Origin of the sequence: Streptomyces sp. NPDC001068 (genome assembly GCF_042897315.1) — a bacterium.
Taxonomy (GTDB): Bacteria; Actinomycetota; Actinomycetes; order Streptomycetales; family Streptomycetaceae; genus Streptomyces.
In genome coordinates, this window is sequence record NZ_JBIAYD010000007.1 from 150,284 (window position 1) to 167,485 (window position 17,202).

Genomic DNA, 17,202 nt, shown 5'->3' on the forward strand with positions numbered 1-17,202 from the left:
GCGCTCAGGGACGCCATGCCTCGATCGGGTTGCCGAGCCAGCGGGTGTCGTCGGGAACCGACTCCGCCGCCATGACGAGCGACGCGGGACCCAGGGTGGTACGGGCCCCGATCGTGCTGCCGGGCAGCACGATCCCGCCAGGACCCAGTGTGGCGCCCTCACGGAGAACCACAGTATCCGTCCGCAAGATCCGGTCGTGGAAGAGGTGAGTCTGCAGGACACAGCCGCGGTTCACGGTCGCCGCGTCCTCCAGGGTCACCAGATCCGTCTCCGGAAGCCAGTAGCTCTCCACCCAGACACCCCTGCCGATCCGCGCGCCGAGGCCGCGCAGCCAGGCCGTCATCAACGGAGTACCCGGAACCGAGCCGGCCAGCCACGGCACCGCCAGCACCTCGACGAAGGTGTCCGCCAGCTCGTTGCGCCACACGAACGAACTCCACAGCGGGTGCTCCCCGCTGCGGTGCCGCCCGACCAGCAGCCACTTCGCCAGCACCGACACCAGGCCGGCGGCCGCACCGGCGGCGACCAGCACCAGCCCCGACAGCAGCGGCGCCCAGCCGCCCAGCGCGCACAGCGCGGCGACCGTCAGCACGGCCAGTGCCACCGAACACAGCACCGGGACGATCCGGCACGCCTCCACCAGACCGCGCGCCCACAGCATCCGCGCCGGCGGCTCGTAGGTCCGGCTCTGATCGCCGTCGGAGGCGCTGCGCGGCAGCTTCACCGGCGGCAGCCCCAGGTAGGACGTGCCCTTCTTGGCCTTCTTCGGCGTCGCCGACAGCACGCCCACCAGACCGCCGTCCGGCACGCTGCGGCCCGGCGCGGTCATCCCGGAGTTACCGAGGAACGCCCGCCGCCCGATCTCCGCGCGCCCGATCCGCACGTACCCGCCACCGAGCTCGTACGGCGCGGTGAGCGTGTCGTCGGCCAGGAACGCGCCCTCGCCGACCGTCGTCAGGCTCGGCAGCGCCAGCACGGTCGAGACCTCGGCGCCCTTGCCGATCCGCATCCCGAGCAGCCGCAGCCACACCGGCGTGACCAGACCGGCGTACAGCGGGAACAGGGTGTCCCGGGAGCGGTCCATCAGCTGGGAGACGGTCCACGCCTGCCAGCCGACCCGGCTGTGCGTCGGATGCGTGCCGACCCGCAGACCCAGGCTGAGCAGCCGTACGGAGACCAGGATCAGCAGCGCGTAGGCGAGCCCGAAGGCCAGCGTGGCCGGGACCAGCGCGGCCGCCGCGCCCCGCAGGGCCTCGGCCAGACCGTCCCCGGGAGCCACGAAACGACCGGCGACCAGCAGCGCGGCGGCACCCGCGAGCACTGGCAGCGCGCTGAGTCCGACGCCTGTCAGGCCGTACATCACCCGCCAGTAGGTGCCGCGCTGCGGCCGCTGCTTGGGCCAGTTCCGCTTGGCCTTGCCCAGTTTCACCGCCGGCGCGCCGGCCCAGCGCTGGCCCGTCGGGACCTGCCCGGTGACCGCCGAGCCCGGGGCCACCTCGGCGCGCTTGCCGACCCTGGCGCCCGGGAAGAGCATGCTCCGGGTGCCGACCACCGCGTGCGCGCCGATCCGGACCGGGCCGATCACCAGCCGGTCGCCGTCCAGCCAGTGGCCGGACAGGTCCACCTCGGACTCCACGGCCGCGCCGCGTCCCACCTTGAGCAGGCCGGTGACCGGCGGCAGCGAGTGCAGGTCCACCTCGGGACCGATCTTGGCGCCGAGCGCCCGTGCGTACCGCTCCAGCCAGGACCCGGTCAGCGCGGTCGCACCGGTGAACTCGGCCAGCCGCTCGGCGGTCCACAGCCGCAGGTGCACGGAGCCGCCCCGCGGGTACCGGCCGGGCTTCACGCCCCGCAGCAGCAGCCGCGCGCCACCGGCCGCGATGGAGATCCGGCCGGGCGGGGTGTAGAGGGCCAGGGCACCGACGGCGACCAGCCACCAGGGGGCGGTGGGCAGCCAGCCGTAGCCGCCGAGCACGTTCCCGAGCGCGGCCAGGACGACCGTCCAGCGCAGTCCGAGCAGGGTGAACAGCGGAAGCAGCACCATGAGCTGCACCAGCCGGGCGGCGCGCGGCACGGGCGCGATCGCCCGCTGTGCGGTGTCCTCCTGCGCGGACTCCTCCAGGTGCCGGGCGAGCTTGCGCAGCACCGGACGCTGGTAGATGTCGAGCACGGCCGCGCTCGGGTAGCGGGTGCGCAGCCGGGTGGTGAGCTGGGCGGCGGACAGGCTGCCGCCGCCGATCGCGAAGAAGTCGTCGGAGGCGCTGCTCACCGGAATGCCGAGGACCTCGGTCCACTGCTCGGCGAGCCACGCCTCGGTGCCGTACAGTTGCTCGGCTCTGCCGCCCGTCTCCAGGCCCTCCAGGGGCCAGGGCAGGGCGTTGCGGTCGACCTTGCCGGACGTGCGGGTGGGCAGCTCCTCGACGGGCGCGAGCAGCGGGACGAGGGCGGCGGGCAGCTCGGCGCGCAGCTTCTCGACGGCGGTCGCCTGGTCCCAGCCGTCCTGGGTGACGACATAGCCGACGAGCAGCTGGTTGCCGCTGCGCGCGGTCCGTACGGCCGCCGCGGCGCCCGCGACGCCCGGCAGCGCCTGGAGGGCCGCGTCGACCTCGCCCAGTTCGATCCGGCGGCCGCCGAGCTTGATCTGCTCGTCCGCGCGCCCGAGGAACACGAGCCCCTCGCGGTCGGCACGCACCAGGTCACCGCTGCGGTACGCCCGCTCCCAGCCCAGCGACTCCAGGGGCGCGTACTTCTCCGCGTCCTTCTCGGCGTCGAGGTAGCGGGCCAGGCCGACCCCGCCGATCACCAGCTGGCCGCTCTCGCCCATCGCCACGGGCAGGCCCGCGTCGTCGACGACGGCGAGCTCCCAGCCGTTGAGCGGCAGCCCGATGCGGATCGGCTCCTCGCCGCTCATCAGGGCCGCGCAGGCGACGACGGTCGCCTCGGTGGGGCCGTAGGTGTTCCAGACCTCACGGCCCTCGGTGACCAGGCGCTGGGCCAGCTCCGGCGGGCAGGCCTCGCCACCGAAGATCAGCAGCCGGACGTCGTTGAGGGTCTCGGGCTCCCACAGGGCGGCCAGCGTCGGCACGGTCGAGACGACGGTGATCTCCTGCTCGACCAGCCAGGGGCCGAGGTCGGCGCCGCTGCGGACCTGGGAGCGGGGCACCGGGACCAGGCAGGCGCCGTAGCGCCAGGCCAGCCACATCTCCTCGCAGGAGGCGTCGAAGGCCACCGAGAGGCCCGCCATGACCCGGTCGCCGGGGCCGATCGGGTCCTCGGTCAGGAACAGGGCGGACTCGGCGTCCACGAAGGCGGCGGCGCTGCGGTGGGTGACGGCGACGCCCTTGGGCTTGCCGGTGGACCCGGAGGTGAAGATGATCCAGGCGTCGTCCTCGACGCCGGGCCGCCGGGCGGTGCCGACGTTCCGAGCGCCGACGTTCTGTACGGCGTCGTCCCGAGCGCCGAGGTTCTGTACGGCGTCGGTCTGTACGGCGTCGTTCTGTACAGGCTCGGTGGTCTGTTCGGGCTCGGTGGTCCGTACGTCGATCGAGAGCCCCGCGCCGAGCACGGCCGCGACCCCGGCCTCGCCGAACACCAGTGCGGCCCGCTCGTCCGGGTCCTCGGCGTCCACGGGGACGTAGGCGGCTCCCGCCGCCAGTGTGCCGAGGACGGCGACGTACAGGTGGTTGGTCCCGGACGGCACCCTTACGCCCACCCGGTCGCCGAGTCCCACCCCGGCCTCGTGGAGCCGGCGCCGCAGCCGCTCGACCTCCACCGCGAGGGCGCGGTAGGTCAGCTGGGCGGTGCCGTCGTCCAGTGCGGGCTCGTCGGGGTGGGTCCGTACCGTGGCCTCGAACACGTCCACGAGCGTGCGCGGCGAGGCGGCCGCTCCCGCCGAGAAGCGTGCCGTGTCCCCGAACTCCTCGCGGATCTCATCGTCGAGCAGGCCGAGAGCGCTGCTCTCGTCAATCGCTGCCATCCGGTCCTCGCGTCTCGTTCCCGGAACCTCCGGGGCGCCGGCGGGTCCCCAGGTCTGCCTGGGGTTGTCCGGCTCCGGCTAGGTGACAAGCCGGAAATATTAGTACGACGCTAGGCTGCCGTTCATCTCGCGGCCACCTGGAGGCGGCCGTTCGGAGCAGTCGCCTCAATTCTACGCCACCTCTGACCAGGTCTTCTCTGGGAGTGGCGAGAGATGGGACACACAGCGTGAGGCGGTTCAACACAGCGTGAGGCCGGCCGGTGCGACGCGGCGTGAGGCCGGTCAACGCGAGGTGCGGCGGCCCGAGTAGGGCGTCCCGGCCGCGCACGACGACGGCCGGTGCCGTGGCAGGGAGGGGAGTGCGCCACGGAACCGGCCGTCGTCGCGGGGCGGTACGGGTCAGGCGGCGGTGACCTCGGCCCAGATGGACTTGCCCCAGGGCAGGTTGCCCACGCCCCAGCGGCCCGAGCAGAGCGCGTCCAGGATCAGCAGTCCGCGCCCGCGGTCGCGTTCCACGGAGATGGGCCGCAGCCGGGGGCGGTGGTTGAGCGGATCGTGCACCTCGACCCGGGTCCGGGTGCCGTCCGAGTCGATCAGGAGACGGACCGGATCGTCCGGGTCGGTCTCGTACCGCAGGGAGTTGGTGACCAGCTCGCAGGTGATCAGCGCGACGGCCTCGATGTGGTCCCGGGAGGCGTCCGGGGTGTGATGGATGATGAAGTCGCTCACGAACATCCGTGCCGCCCTTGCCGACTGAGGCTCGCTCGCCAGTAACAGGACGGGCGGCGGGGCGACTTGCAGTGCACGGTTTTCGGTCGCGGTGCTCCGCTGGCGTTCGATCATGTGGATCCCCTCACGGGCATGTCCCAACGCAGGCACGGTGGTTCGCCATGCGAGTGCGGTCACTTTCGTATTTCCCGGATTCATGGTGCCTTCACGGCACAGTCGATAGCAATACGTCCCACGGGATGTGAAAAATTGCGCACCTTCGCGAGAGACTTGCGGCACAAGCCGCCAGCCGGTGGCGAGGGTCTGGGAGGCACGGCAGACTGTCGGTCAGTTCACCGGACAGGAGGGGGAATCCGTGAGCACGCCCACGGTGCGCCGGCGACGACTCGGTGCGAAACTGCGCGAACTGCGCGGCGAACTCACCCTCGACGAGGTCGCGGAGCACTCCACGGGCGCGTTCGTCTCCTCGAAGCTGTCCCGGATGGAGACCGGCAAGACGGCTCCCAAGGCAGCGGACATCCAGGCGCTGCTCGACCTGTACACCGCACTCGGCCGCGACGTGAGCGACGAACTGCGCGCGGCCCTGATCACACTCACCAAGGACGGCGGCCGCCGCGACTGGTGGCACTCCTACCGGGGTGTCCTCACCCCGGTCTACGAGGACCTGATCAGTCTCGAGGCCGAGGCGGAGACGGTCTCGACCTGGCAGCTGGGGATGATCCCCGGACTGCTCCAGACCGCCGAGTACGCCCGCGAGATCATCCGGGCGACCGCCATGTCCGAGGCGGTGGAGGCACGGGTCGACGCGCTGGTCGAGGTACGGCTGGCACGCCAGGCGGTGCTCACCCGCGACAGCGACCCGCTGGCGCTCTGGGCGATCGTCTCCGAACAGGCCCTGCGCTGCACCACCGAGGATCCCGCCCTGATGTACGAGCAGTTGGGGCGCCTGCTTACGATGGGGCGGCGCCCGAACATCAACATCCAGGTGTTGCGCTCGGACGCCCCCCTGCACGCCGGGTTGACCGGCACCTTCAGCATCCTGGGCTTCGGTCCGCACGCGGACCTGGACGTCGTCCACCAGGAAGGGCTGACCTCCGCCCTGTACATCGAGGAACGTGATCGGGTCTCCACGCACCGGGCCGCGTGGCAACGCCTCACGTCTGCCGCCGAGTCCGTCGAGGCGTCGGTGGAACTGATCACCCGGATTAGGAAGAACGAATAGCTAATGAAGCACGTTGACGACGCGTCGACTCTGCCGGTTGCCTGGTGGAAGTCCTCGGCGTCCGCATCACAGTCCGACTGCGTGGAATGCGGGATCGTCGACGAGACGACGGTGGCCGTGCGCGACAGCAAGCGGCCCCACGGGCCCGCGCTGCTGCTGGGCCGGACCACGCTCCGAGCGTTCACCTCAGCGGTGGCCCTCCGTGACGGCCGAATAGCCGGCCGCGGCTGACCCGCGCACCCCCCGAAAAGCAAGAAACCCCTGCTCAGCAGGGGTTTCTTCGTGGTGTCCGAGGGGGGACTTGAACCCCCACGCCCGATAAAGGGCACTAGCACCTCAAGCTAGCGCGTCTGCCATTCCGCCACCCGGACAAGGTGTCTGTCGTGCGAGGCCTCCCTCGCGGCGACGAAGGAAACATTACCAGGCTTTCGGAGGTGGCCGATCACACCCCGTTCCGGGCGCGGGCCGGCGTGAACGGCGTGTGACGGGCCGGGCCCGCTCTTGGGCTCGGGCGGGAAGGGAGAGAGGATGACGACGAGGATGACAGGGACCGGCCGGCAGTGACAGCGGAAGGAAGCAGCGTGAGCGAGACGGACACGGCCAGGAGCGTCACCGGCGAGGACGAGGTCGCGGACCTCTGCCGCGAGCTGATCCGCTTCGACACCAGCAACTACGGCGACCACTCGGGACCCGGCGAGCGCAAGGCCGCCGAGTGGGTGGCCGAGAAGCTCGCCGAGGTCGGGCTCGAACCGGAGATCTTCGAATCGCACCCGGGCCGCGCCTCCACGGTGGCCCGCATCGAGGGCGCGGACCCGACCCGGCCCGCCCTGCTGATCCACGGCCACCTCGACGTCGTACCGGCCAACGCCGACGACTGGACCCACCACCCGTTCTCCGGTGAGATCGCGGACGGTTGCGTGTGGGGCCGCGGCGCGGTCGACATGAAGGACATGGACGCGATGACCCTGGCGGTCGTACGGGACCGGCTGCGCAGCGGCCGCAGGCCGCCCCGGGACATCGTGCTCGCCTTCCTCGCCGACGAGGAGGCCGGCGGGACCTGGGGCGCCCGGCACCTCGTCGACAACCACCCGGAGCTCTTCGAGGGCGTCACCGAGGCGATCAGCGAGGTGGGCGGGTTCTCCTTCACGGTGAACGAGCAGCGCCGGCTCTACCTGATCCAGACGGCCGAGAAGGGCATGCACTGGATGAAGCTGAAGGTGGCCGGCACCGCCGGTCACGGCTCGATGATCCACCGCGACAACGCGATCACCGAACTGTCCGAGGCCGTCGCGCGCGTGGGCAGGCACAAGTTCCCGGTGCGGGTCACCAAGACCACCCGGGCCTTCCTCGACGAACTGGGCGACGCGCTCGGCACCGAGCTGGACCCGGAGGACATGGAGTCCACGCTGGCCCGGCTCGGGGGTATCGCCAAGCTCATCGGCGCGACGCTCAGCAACACCGCCAACCCCACCCAGCTGAACGCCGGTTACAAGGTCAACGTCATCCCCGGCGAGGCCACCGCGCACATCGACGGCCGGTTCCTGCCCGGCCACGAGGACGAGTTCCTCGCCGACCTCGACCGGCTCCTCGGCCCGCACGTGGTCCGCGCGGACGTGCACTCGGACAAGGCGCTGGAGACGTCCTTCGACGGGGCGCTGGTGGAGGCCATGCAGTCCTCGCTGCTCGCCGAGGACCCCACCGCCAAGGCGGTCCCGTACATGCTCTCCGGCGGCACCGACGCCAAGTCCTTCGACGACCTCGGCATCCGCGGCTTCGGCTTCGCACCGCTCAAGCTGCCGCCGGAGCTGGACTTCGCCGGCATGTTCCACGGGGTGGACGAGCGGGTCCCGGTGGACGGTCTCCAGTTCGGCGTGCGGGTGCTCGACCGGTTCATCGACGCGTCGTGATTCCCATACCCGGTGGTGAACCAGTACCTGCGGTGAAGCAGTGGCTTTAGCTAATCGGGCGGCTGTGCGAGATCGACTGAGAAGAGTGAATGCGACGATAAGCTCGTAGCTCGATTACTTCCTCCTCGTTACACATGATGCGATCCGCTACTTGGGACCGCATTGCCAACAAGGAGGAACAATGCTCAAGAAGGTCGTCGCCGCTGCGGCTGCCACCGGTGGTCTGGTTCTCGCGGGTGCGGGTCTGGCCGTCGCCGACTCGGGTGCTCAGGGCGCTGCCGTGGGTTCCCCGGGTGTCATCTCCGGCAACGTGATCCAGGTTCCGGTGCACGTCCCGGTGAACGTCTGCGGCAACACGATCTCGGTGATCGGGCTGCTGAACCCCGCCTTCGGCAACACCTGCATCAACAAGTGACGCCGACTCCCTGAGGGGGCGTCTTTCCGTCGGCCCCGGAGTGCGCGCCATGCGCTCCGGGGCCGGCCGGTTTTTCGCGGGCTGATTCCGCGGGAAATGCAAGAGTCAGGATACGAAGGCAGGGGGGAATTCAGAAATGCGACAGGGTGCCCGTAAGGGCCTCATGACCATGGCCGCGGCGACCGGCGTGATCGCCGCGGCCGGCGGCTACGCCCACGCCGACTCGGGGGCCACCGGCTCCGCCACCGACTCACCCGGTGTGCTGTCCGGCAACACCGTGCAGGCGCCGGTGCACGTCCCGGTGAACGTCTGCGGCAACACCGTCAACGTCGTCGGCGCCCTCAACCCGGCGATGGGCAACAAGTGCGCGAACCGCGGCGGCGGCGCGACCGGAGGCCACGGCGACTCGGGCGGCTACGGCGACTCCGGCGGCCGCGGCGGCCACGGCGGTTCGCGAGCCGTCGGGCACACCGCCGGCTCGCCCGGGGTCGGCTCGGGCAACACGGTTCAGGTCCCGGTCGACGTCCCGGTGAACGTGTGCGGCAACAGCGTCGACATCATCGGCATCGGCAACCCGGCCCTGGGCAACGACTGCGCCGACGACGGAGGGTACGGCGGCTCCGGGGGCCACGGGGGTGGCGGCGACCACGGTGGCCACGGTGGCCACGGCGGCCATGGCGGTGGTGGCGGTCACGGCGGCGGTGGCGGTCACGGCGGCGGTGGCCATGGCGGTCACGGTGGCGACTGCGACCACGGCGGTCACGGTGGTCATGGCGGTGGTGGCCATGGTGGTCACGGCGGTCATGGTGGCGGTGGCGACCACGGCGGTCATGGCGGTCATGGTGGCGGTGGCCACCACGGTGGTCACGGCGGTGGTGGCCACGGCGGTCACGGTGGCGGTCACGGTGGTGGGCACGGCGGTAACCCCGGCACTCCGGGAAACCCCGGTAACCCTGGTACGCCTGGAAACCCGGGCACTCCCGGCACTCCGGGTACTCCCGGTCACCCCGGCACCCCCGGTCACCCCGGCACCCCGGGTGGGCCCGGTACCCCCGGTCACCCCGGCGGCAGCGGCGGGCACAGCTCGTCCGTCGTCAGTCCGCTGGGGAACAGCTCGGTGACCCAGCCCGGTCCCGGCGCCGCCCAGCTCGCGCACACCGGCAGTGGACTGCCGCTGGGCCTCACGCTCCCCGCGGGCGCCGGCGCGCTGCTCGCGGGCGCGGTGCTGTACCGCAAGGCGCGCGCCTCGGCGTGACACACGGAAGGTAACGTTCACGCGACGGCGGGTGAAACGGAGCGGGCCCCGTCCAGGCGGGGCCCCTTCCGTCATGCGGAGAGTCTCACCATGTGGCACGCACCTGGCGGATGATCCGCCGGCGCAACCGCACCCTGCGGCTGCCGTCGCGCATGAGACTCAGTCGGTCCAACTCCCAGTGTCCGTACTCGGCATGGTCCGTCAGCAGACGCGTCGCCTCCTTGCGGGAGACCCCGCGAGGCACGTACACGTCGACAAATTCGTATTCCGGCATCGCATCTATTGTGCGGGCTGGTGCCCGGTACGGATAGCGTCTGCACTATGTCTGATGCTGCGCAGCCCACCGCTGCCGAGGTACGCGCCGCCGCCGAGGCGGTCAAGACCGCGCTCGACCGCCATCTGGCCGCGGTCGAACGCAGGTCGGGGGAGGACGACCCGGCTGTCTACGAGGCGTTCAACCAGCTTGCCGCGGCCGCCGAGGTCTACGACGAGCTGCTCTACGACCGCTACGACGAGGTCACACCCTTCGAGATCCCCGGTACCGAGGACTCGCTGCCGCCGTACGCGGGGCCCGAGGAACCGAACGCGATCAGTGTGCTGATCCGCCGCGACTACGCCGTGGCGGAACCGCAGCGGCTGCTGGCACAGGCCCAGCGGGTCGAGGCGGCGGAGTACGGCGACGGCCTGGGCGTGGACGAGGACGCCGCCGGCACGATCCACGGGGCCCTGGGCATCATGTTCGGCGAGTACGAGCCGGACGAGATCGCCTCCCGGCACAAGGAGTTCGGCCTGGAGGAGGGCGACTCCACGCTGTGGGTGACCGCTTCCGACGAGCCCGCCGAGCCCGGTGAGTGGCTGGAAGCCCCGTTCGAGGGCGTCGATCCGCAGCGGGTCGTGTGCCGGTTCGACGTCAGCGCCGTCTTCGACGACGAGGACGGTGAGGGCGCCGAGGACGGCGACGGCACCCGGCGCGGCGGGGACACCGACGACCTCGACCTCGACCTCGACGAGGACGAGGACCTGGAGCCGCTCGACGCCGAGCGCTGACCCCGGTCGGCCGTGTCCGTGGACCTCGCGGTCCAGGGACACCGCCGACCGGCGGGCACGGCAGGTGGGGCGGACGGACCGGCGGCGGCTCAGACCCCGGCCGTCGGCGGCACCTGTGTTCTGAGCAGGAACGGCAGTCGGGTCGTCCGGGGCTTCGGCAGGGACTCGGCCACCGCCTTCGGCAGGGCCTGTTCCACGCCGTGGACCACCGACAGATGCCGGTCCGCGCGGCCGAAGGCCGTGTACACCCAGGGACGGCTCAGGGACTGGGCGGCGTCCCCGGGCAGCACCACGACCGCGGCCGGCCAGCGGCCGCCGACCGCCTGGTGGGCGGTGAGCGCCCAGCCGTGCCGCACGGCCTGTTCCACCCGGTCCTTCGGGACGACCACGGGCGTTCCCGAGCACGACAGGTGCAACCCGTCGGCGTCGGCGTTCACCACCACGCCGGTGACCGTACGGCCCGGAGCGGGGGAGTAGGCGATCCGGTCGCCGGGGTCGAAGCCGCCGAAGCGGCCGGGGCCGGGATTGAGCCGTTCCTTGAGGACGGAGTTGAGGGCGCGGGTGCCGGCCGCGCCGCCGTGGCCCGGGGTGATCACCACGGTCTGCTCGGCGGGGACGCCGATGGCCCGCGGCACGGAGTCGGCGACCAGCTGCACCGTCCGGTGCACCGCCTCGCCCGCGTCCCGCACCGGCACGATCACGATCTCCTTGCCGGGCGCCTCGACCTGGCCGAGTTCGCCGGCACCGATCCCGGAGACCAGTTCGCCGAGCGGGCCGGGGTCGGGCCTGCGCGAGGCGATCTGCGGGCACACCCGGGCCGCGAGCAGGTCGGCGAAGACCCGCCCGGGGCCCGCGGACCACAGCACCGAGGGATCTCCGCTGAGGACCAGCCGAGCGCCGTCGGGCAGCGCCTCCACGAGCATCGCGGCGCCCTCCACGTCCAGCTGGGGCGCGTCCAGCACGATCAGCAGGTCGAGGTCGAGGGCGCCCTCCGCGTCCCGGCCCGGCCCCTCGGCGCCGGAGAGCAGACCGGCGAGCGTGCCGACGGCCGGGGCGCCGTCCTCGGTACCGTCCGTGTCCGCGCCGGCGTCCGCCGACGGTGCGGCGAGGCGGCGGCGCGCGTCCGGGGTGTGGACGGCGGCGAAGGCGCGCAGTCCGGCGCCGCGGGCGGCGGCCAGCAGGGCCGCCGGTTCGGCGCGGGCCGCCTCGCCGCCCGTGTGCAGCACCAGCCCGTGACCGGCGACCGCGGCCGCCAGTTCGGCCGCGCCGCCGGCAGCCGCCGCGGCAGCCGCCTCCCAGGGCTCCGAGGCGTCCTTGGACGGTGAGCTGACCAGCCGGGCCAGTCCGTCGGCGAGGCTCTCCTCGGCCAGCGCGTACCGCTCCAGACCGACCAGGACCCGGACCGGCCGCTCCTCCTCGTCGTCCTCGGGCTCGGGGGCGCCCGGGTCCAGGAGGTCCTGGAAGACCAGCGCCTCCCCCTCGGCGAGCGCGTCCTGCACGGCCGACTCCGGTGCGGGTACCGCCCGCTGCGCCAGGGCGGCGACGAGCGCCGGCATCTCCAGCGCGGTGTGCCCGGCCAGGGCGGCCTGCTCCAGGAGCCAGCCGGTCACCGCGCGCCCGCGCCGCTCGTCGTCGGGAGCGCACTCCGCGCCCAGCAGCGCCCGCGCGAACCCGTCGGCCTGGTCCGGCCGGACGCCCGTGACCCGCAGCAGCTGCCAGGGGTCCTCGCGCAGCAGCGTGTCCGCGCCCTCACCGAGGACGGCCGCGGCCTGGGCAGCGAGCGACTCGGGCGCACCGCCCTCGGCCAGCACCGCCCGCGCGGCCGCGATCGTCTCCATGGCCGGCGCGGCGGGCGCGGCGGGCGCGGTGGCGGGTGTCGGCTGCGGCCGGTGAACCGGCTCCGCCACGGGCACCGGGCGCGCGGCGGGCTCGGGGGCGGTGAACACGGTGGCCGCCGGCCTGCCGCCGCCCTCCACCGCCCGGACCGCCGCGAGCAGGTCGGCCGCCTTGCCGCTGAGGCCGGCCCCGCTGCTGATCGGGGCCCTCTTCTCCGCCTTACGACGTTCGATCCGCTCCCGCTCGATCCGCTGCGCGGCCAGCTCCCCCTCGGCCTCGGACTGCTTCGCCGCGCCCTCCGCCGCGTCGCCGTCCGGTGCCCCGCCGGCCGTCGCAGTGGCACCGGGTTCCTCCCCGGTCGGGTCCAGGCCGGAGTCCGCTCCGTCCGTGCCGTCCGCACGGGAACCGGCGGGCCGCGCCCCGTCCGCCGCGGCCGCGCCGCCGGCCCCCGTCGCCCTCCCGGCCGTCGTGCTCTCGTCGCCCTCGACGGCCTCGTCGGCCCCGGGCGTGGCGCCCAGCCCCGGCTCCGTGCTCACAGCGTGCTCCAGTCGTGATCGGGATAACGGTGCACGGGCGCCGACACGTCGTCGAGCGCCCGGCAGATCTCGTCAGGAAGAGTAAGCGCCTCCACTGACAACGCCCCCGCGAGCTGCTGCGCGTTGCGCGCGCCGACGATCGGCGCGGCCACGCCCGGCCGGTCGCGCACCCAGGCGAGGGCCACCTGGAGGGGCGTCACGGCGAGCCCGTCCGCCGCCGTCTGCACGGCGTCCACGATCCGGGTCGCGGTGTCGTCGAGATACGGCGCGACGAACGGCGCCAGGTGCTCCGAGGCGCCTCTGGAGTCCGGGGGAGTGGCGTGCCGGTACTTCGCGGTCAGCACGCCCCGGCCCAGCGGGGAGGACGGCAGCAGGCCGATGCCGAGGTCGAGGGCGGCGGGCAGCACCTCGCGCTCGATCCCCCGCTGGAGCAGTGAGTACTCCAGCTGGGTGCTGGCCAGCCGGGTGCGGTTCCCGGGCGCCGCGAGCTGCCAGGTCGCCGCCTTCGCGAGCTGCCAGCCGCAGAAGTTGGAGACCCCGGCGTACCGGGCACGGCCGCTGCTCACGGCGAGGTCCAGGGCCTGGAGCGTCTCCTCGAGCGGGGTGTCGGGGTCGTAGGCGTGCACGTGCCAGACGTCGACGTGGTCGGTGCCGAGCCGGGCCAGGGAGGCGTCGAGCGCGGCGAGCAGGTGGCCGCGGGAGCCGTTGAACCGGCGGTCGGGGTCGGGGACGCTGCCGGCCTTCGTCGAGATGACCAGGTCCCGGCGCGGGACCAGGCCCTCCATGAGCTGTCCGAGCAGGTACTCGGCCTCTCCGTCGCCGTAGACGTCCGCGGTGTCGACGAGCGTGCCGCCGGCCTCCCAGAACGCCTTCAGCATGTCCGCGGCGTCGTGCTCGTCGACGTCCCGGCCCCAGGTGAGGGTGCCGAGCCCGATCCGGGACACGCGCAGGCCGGTACGGCCGAGATGCCTCTGCTCCATGCCCGCGAGATTACTGGCCAGAGCTGGTGCGTTGGGTTGCCTGTGGACAACCGATTTCACCGGAGAGGGAGGCCGGGAGCCGGTTCGCCGGGCGCTGTCGCGCTAAGGTCTCCGCGACAGCGACGTTACTGATCGGTAAGGGGATCGGCCATGAAGCTCGGGATCAACCTCGGCTACTGGGGCGCCGGGATGGACGGGGACAATCTGGCCGTGGCGCAGGAGGCCGAGCGGCTCGGCTACGCCGTCTGCTGGGCCGCCGAGGCCTACGGCTCCGACGCCGCCACCGTGCTCAGCTGGGTGGCCGCCCAGACCGAGCGCATCGACGTCGGCTCGGCCATCTTCCAGATCCCGGCCCGGCAGCCGGCGATGACCGCGATGACCGCCGCGACGCTCGACTCGCTCTCCAAGGGCCGCTTCCGGCTCGGTCTCGGCGTCTCCGGCCCGCAGGTCTCCGAGGGCTGGTACGGCGTCAAGTTCGACAAGCCGCTCTCCCGCACCCGCGAGTACGTGGAGATCGTGCGCAGGGCGATGAGCCGCGAACGGCTGTCGTACGAGGGCGAGCACTGGACGCTCCCGCTGCCGGGCGGTCCCGGCAAGCCGATCAAACTGACCGTGCACCCCGAGCGTGAGCACATCCCGGTCTACATCGCCGCCATCGGGCCGAAGAACCTGGAGCAGACCGGCGAGATCGCCGACGGCGCGCTGCTGATCTTCCCCTCCGCCGAGCACCTCGAGGAGACGGCCGTCAAGTACCTGCGCGCGGGGCGCGAGAAGGCGGGCCTGGGTCTCGACGGGTTCGACGTCTGCCCGACGCTTCCGCTGGCCGTGGGCGACGACAAGGACGTGGCCACGCTGGCCGACACCTTCCGGCCGTACACCGCGCTCTACGTCGGCGGCATGGGCAGCCGCAAGCAGAACTTCTACAACCAGCTCGCGCAGCGCATGGGGTACGAGCGGGAGGCCGCCGAGATCCAGGACAAATACCTGTCCGGCGACAAGAACGGCGCCGCGGCCGCCGTCCCGCACGACCTGATCGACAAGACCACCCTGCTCGGCTCCGTGGAGCGGATCGCCGACCGGATGAAGGCCTACGCGGCCGCCGGGGTCACCACGCTGTCCCTCGCGCCCGCCGGGTTCGCCCTGGAGGAGCGGCTCGCCTCGCTGCGGGCCGGCGCCGAGGCCCTGGAGCGCGCGGGACTCGCGTAAGGGCCCCGGCGAGAGTGAAGTCCGCGGCCGTGGTGGGGGCTCGGGGGGTCTTCCCCGCCACGGCCGTCACGGAGAACAACGCGCCGGCGCCCGCGCGGTTACGCCCTCGGGGCGACCCCGGTGCTCCTCCTTTCGGCCGAGTCCGTCCGCACAGCTGTTGCAACCGCCCGGACGCGGCATTTGACTCGTTCTCTGCGGGTCTGGTGAGTCCTCCGGAGGGGTGCCCACGATGCTTTCGGCCAAGAGTCTGTTCCTGGAGATCCTCGACGACGACGAGTCCTTCCGGCTCTTCTGCTCCATCGCGGCCAGCGGGGAGGCGCAGGGCGGCTGGGAGAACGCGCGGATCGCCGCACTGGTACCGGAGAGCGAGCGCCACCTCGCGCCCAAGATCGCCCGGCACGGCGCCGACGAGGACAAACACGGGCGGATCTTCCGCGCCCTCATGAAGAGGCGCGGGCTCGCCCCCGTCCCCGTGCCGACCGACACCGACTACACGATGCTCCTGGAGCGGCACGGCATCGGGCTCGCCCACGACCGGCTCCGGGCCGACCGGCCGCTCACCGTGCCGGACATCGTCACCTACCTCGCCCACAGCCGGGTCACCGAGCAGCGTGCCTCGGAGCAGATGGAGCTGCTGCGCCGGAGCTTCGCCGACCACCCGGAGCTCGGCCGCGCGGTGCGGATGATCTCCGACGACGAGGACAACCACCTCGCCTACTGCCACGAGGAACTGCTGCGGTTCGCCGCCGCCGGACACGGCCGCGCGATCCAGCGCACCCTGCGCGCGTGCGCGCTCGCGGAGATCCGCGTCTACCGGGACGTCAGCCTCGCCGTCATGGCCCACATGGGCCGCATCCTCGGCTGGCCAAGGGGCAGGTCCGCGCTCCTGGCGTGCGGCATCCACGCCGTCTACGCCTACGAGCGCGCCGCCGGCTGGCGCCGGCTGGTCTCGCTGCGGATGCCGGAGCGCAGGAACGCCCTCGGCGGCCCGGGCACCGCCGCCCCCGAGTTCGCCTGAGCCCCGGGCGCCTCACATCCAGCCGCGCCGCTTGAACGTCCGGTAGAGCAGCAGTTCCAGGGCGGCCATGAGCAGGATCACCGCCGGGTACGCCCAGATCCAGTGCAGCTCGGGCATGTGGTCGAAGTTCATGCCGTAGATGCCCGCGATCAGTGTGGGGACCGCCGCCATGGCCGCCCACGCGGAGATCTTCCGCATGTCGTCGTTCTGCCGCACGCTCATCTGCGCGAGATGGGCGCTGAGGACGTCCGACACCAGCCGGTCCAGGCCCTCCACACCCTCGTTCACGCGCAGGAGGTGGTCGTTGACGTCCCGGAAGAACGGCCGGGCGTCCTCGCGTACGAAGGGCACCGTCGTGCCGCCGCCGTACGGGCCGACCCCCGCCAGTTTCGTCATGGGCATCGACAGCGGCACGGTGGCCCGGCGGAACTCCAGGATCTGCCGCTTGAAGGTGTAGATTCGGGACGCGGTGTGCCGGGAGCCGCCACCGCTCGGCGAGAACACCTCCGCCTCCAGCTCCTCCAGGTCGTTCTGGAGCTCGGTGCAGACCTCCAGGTAGTTGTCGACGACCGCGTCGGAGATCGAGTACAGCACCCCCGTCGGCCCGTGCCTGAGCAGTTCGTGCTGCTCCTCCAGATGGCGCCGGATGTCCCCGAGCGGCGAGGGCGTCCCGTGACGCACCGTCACCACGAACGAGTCCCCGATGAAGAGCATCAGCTCGCCGGCGGTCACCGTGTCGCTCTTCGGCTCGTACGTGACCGGCTTCAGGACGACGAACAGCGAGTCGTCGTACACCTCCAGCTTGGGCCGCTGGTGGGCGGTCAGCGCGTCCTCGACGGCCAGCGGGTGCAGCCCGAACTCGTCGGTGACCAGGTCGAACTCGTGCTCCGTCGGCTCGTACAGGCCGATCCAGAGAAAACTGTCGCCACGCGCGCGTGCCTCCGCGAGGGCGTCGGAGAAGTCCTGCGGTGTCTCCGTCCGCTCCCCGTCCCGGTAGATGGCGCAGTCCACGATCACGGAGCGTATTCTCCCGTCGCCCGGACGCCTGCGCACTTCGGCGAACGCCTACCCTGGG

At 72.4% G+C, this 17,202-nt stretch carries 14 protein-coding genes and 1 tRNA gene; 8 read left to right on the forward strand and 7 right to left on the reverse strand.

Annotation, left to right across the window (positions count from 1 at the left end):
* Positions 1-4 precede the first annotated feature (4 nt).
* Together ACFY3I_RS20905 and ACFY3I_RS20910 are read right to left on the reverse strand one after the other, a co-directional pair.
* Positions 5-3,976: a Pls/PosA family non-ribosomal peptide synthetase gene (locus ACFY3I_RS20905; RefSeq protein ID WP_390861921.1), complete on the reverse strand. Its 3,972-nt coding sequence runs from the start codon at positions 3,974-3,976 to the stop codon at positions 5-7.
* A 399-nt stretch (positions 3,977-4,375) separates the two neighbouring features.
* The gene (locus ACFY3I_RS20910; protein WP_390862164.1) at positions 4,376-4,777 is read right to left on the reverse strand and encodes an ATP-binding protein; all 402 of its coding nucleotides are present in this window, start codon (positions 4,775-4,777) and stop codon (positions 4,376-4,378) included.
* A gap of 283 nt (positions 4,778-5,060) precedes the next feature.
* Between ACFY3I_RS20910 and ACFY3I_RS20915 the strand changes: the two genes are divergently transcribed.
* Positions 5,061-5,927, forward strand: coding sequence for a helix-turn-helix domain-containing protein (locus ACFY3I_RS20915; RefSeq protein ID WP_390861922.1), 867 nt, complete (start codon positions 5,061-5,063; stop codon positions 5,925-5,927).
* 3 nt (positions 5,928-5,930) lie between these two features.
* Positions 5,931-6,158 carry a DUF397 domain-containing protein gene (locus ACFY3I_RS20920; protein ID WP_390861923.1) on the forward strand — a complete coding sequence of 76 codons (228 nt, stop codon included), beginning with the start codon at positions 5,931-5,933 and terminating at the stop codon, positions 6,156-6,158.
* A gap of 52 nt (positions 6,159-6,210) precedes the next feature.
* On the opposite strand, the gene ACFY3I_RS20925 is transcribed toward ACFY3I_RS20920, so the two are convergent.
* Positions 6,211-6,298: transfer RNA gene (locus ACFY3I_RS20925), tRNA-Leu, on the reverse strand.
* 210 nt (positions 6,299-6,508) lie between these two features.
* Here ACFY3I_RS20925 and ACFY3I_RS20930 point away from each other — a divergent pair.
* The 3 genes from ACFY3I_RS20930 to ACFY3I_RS20940 all read left to right on the forward strand — a co-directional run bounded on the left by ACFY3I_RS20930 (position 6,509) and on the right by ACFY3I_RS20940 (position 9,504).
* Entirely contained in the window at positions 6,509-7,834 is a 1,326-nt protein-coding gene (locus ACFY3I_RS20930; protein WP_390861924.1) for a M20/M25/M40 family metallo-hydrolase, read from the forward strand.
* Between the two features lie 181 nt (positions 7,835-8,015).
* The gene (gene chpH, locus ACFY3I_RS20935) at positions 8,016-8,249 is read left to right on the forward strand and encodes a chaplin ChpH (protein WP_046732802.1); all 234 of its coding nucleotides are present in this window, start codon (positions 8,016-8,018) and stop codon (positions 8,247-8,249) included.
* Between the two features lie 136 nt (positions 8,250-8,385).
* Positions 8,386-9,504 (forward strand): chaplin, encoded by a 1,119-nt coding sequence (locus ACFY3I_RS20940; protein ID WP_390861925.1) that lies wholly within the window; start codon positions 8,386-8,388, stop codon positions 9,502-9,504.
* An 85-nt stretch (positions 9,505-9,589) separates the two neighbouring features.
* Here the strand turns inward: ACFY3I_RS20940 and ACFY3I_RS20945 are convergent, their stop codons facing one another.
* Positions 9,590-9,778 carry a DUF5703 family protein gene (locus ACFY3I_RS20945; protein ID WP_046732800.1) on the reverse strand — a complete coding sequence of 63 codons (189 nt, stop codon included), beginning with the start codon at positions 9,776-9,778 and terminating at the stop codon, positions 9,590-9,592.
* Between the two features lie 47 nt (positions 9,779-9,825).
* Between ACFY3I_RS20945 and ACFY3I_RS20950 the strand changes: the two genes are divergently transcribed.
* Positions 9,826-10,551: a hypothetical protein gene (locus tag ACFY3I_RS20950; RefSeq protein ID WP_390861926.1), complete on the forward strand. Its 726-nt coding sequence runs from the start codon at positions 9,826-9,828 to the stop codon at positions 10,549-10,551.
* An 89-nt stretch (positions 10,552-10,640) separates the two neighbouring features.
* Here ACFY3I_RS20950 and ACFY3I_RS20955 read toward each other — a convergent pair whose 3' ends face one another.
* Together ACFY3I_RS20955 and ACFY3I_RS20960 are read right to left on the reverse strand one after the other, a co-directional pair.
* Complete coding sequence (locus ACFY3I_RS20955; protein ID WP_390861927.1) at positions 10,641-12,923, reverse strand: helix-hairpin-helix domain-containing protein; 2,283 nt, start codon at positions 12,921-12,923, stop codon at positions 10,641-10,643.
* A complete protein-coding gene (locus ACFY3I_RS20960) occupies positions 12,920-13,903 on the reverse strand; it encodes an aldo/keto reductase (protein ID WP_390861928.1) in 984 nt (327 codons plus the stop codon). Before ACFY3I_RS20960 ends, ACFY3I_RS20955 begins: the two co-directional genes overlap by 4 nt.
* Positions 13,904-14,053: 150 nt before the next feature.
* On the opposite strand from ACFY3I_RS20960, the gene ACFY3I_RS20965 reads away from it, so the two are divergent.
* Together ACFY3I_RS20965 and ACFY3I_RS20970 are read left to right on the forward strand one after the other, a co-directional pair.
* Positions 14,054-15,109 carry an LLM class F420-dependent oxidoreductase gene (locus ACFY3I_RS20965; RefSeq protein ID WP_390861929.1) on the forward strand — a complete coding sequence of 352 codons (1,056 nt, stop codon included), beginning with the start codon at positions 14,054-14,056 and terminating at the stop codon, positions 15,107-15,109.
* A gap of 229 nt (positions 15,110-15,338) precedes the next feature.
* Entirely contained in the window at positions 15,339-16,127 is a 789-nt protein-coding gene (locus ACFY3I_RS20970) for a ferritin-like domain-containing protein (RefSeq protein ID WP_390861930.1), read from the forward strand.
* 12 nt (positions 16,128-16,139) lie between these two features.
* On the opposite strand, the gene corA is transcribed toward ACFY3I_RS20970, so the two are convergent.
* Entirely contained in the window at positions 16,140-17,144 is a 1,005-nt protein-coding gene (gene corA / locus ACFY3I_RS20975; RefSeq protein ID WP_365287943.1) for a magnesium/cobalt transporter CorA, read from the reverse strand.
* Positions 17,145-17,202 lie beyond the last annotated feature (58 nt).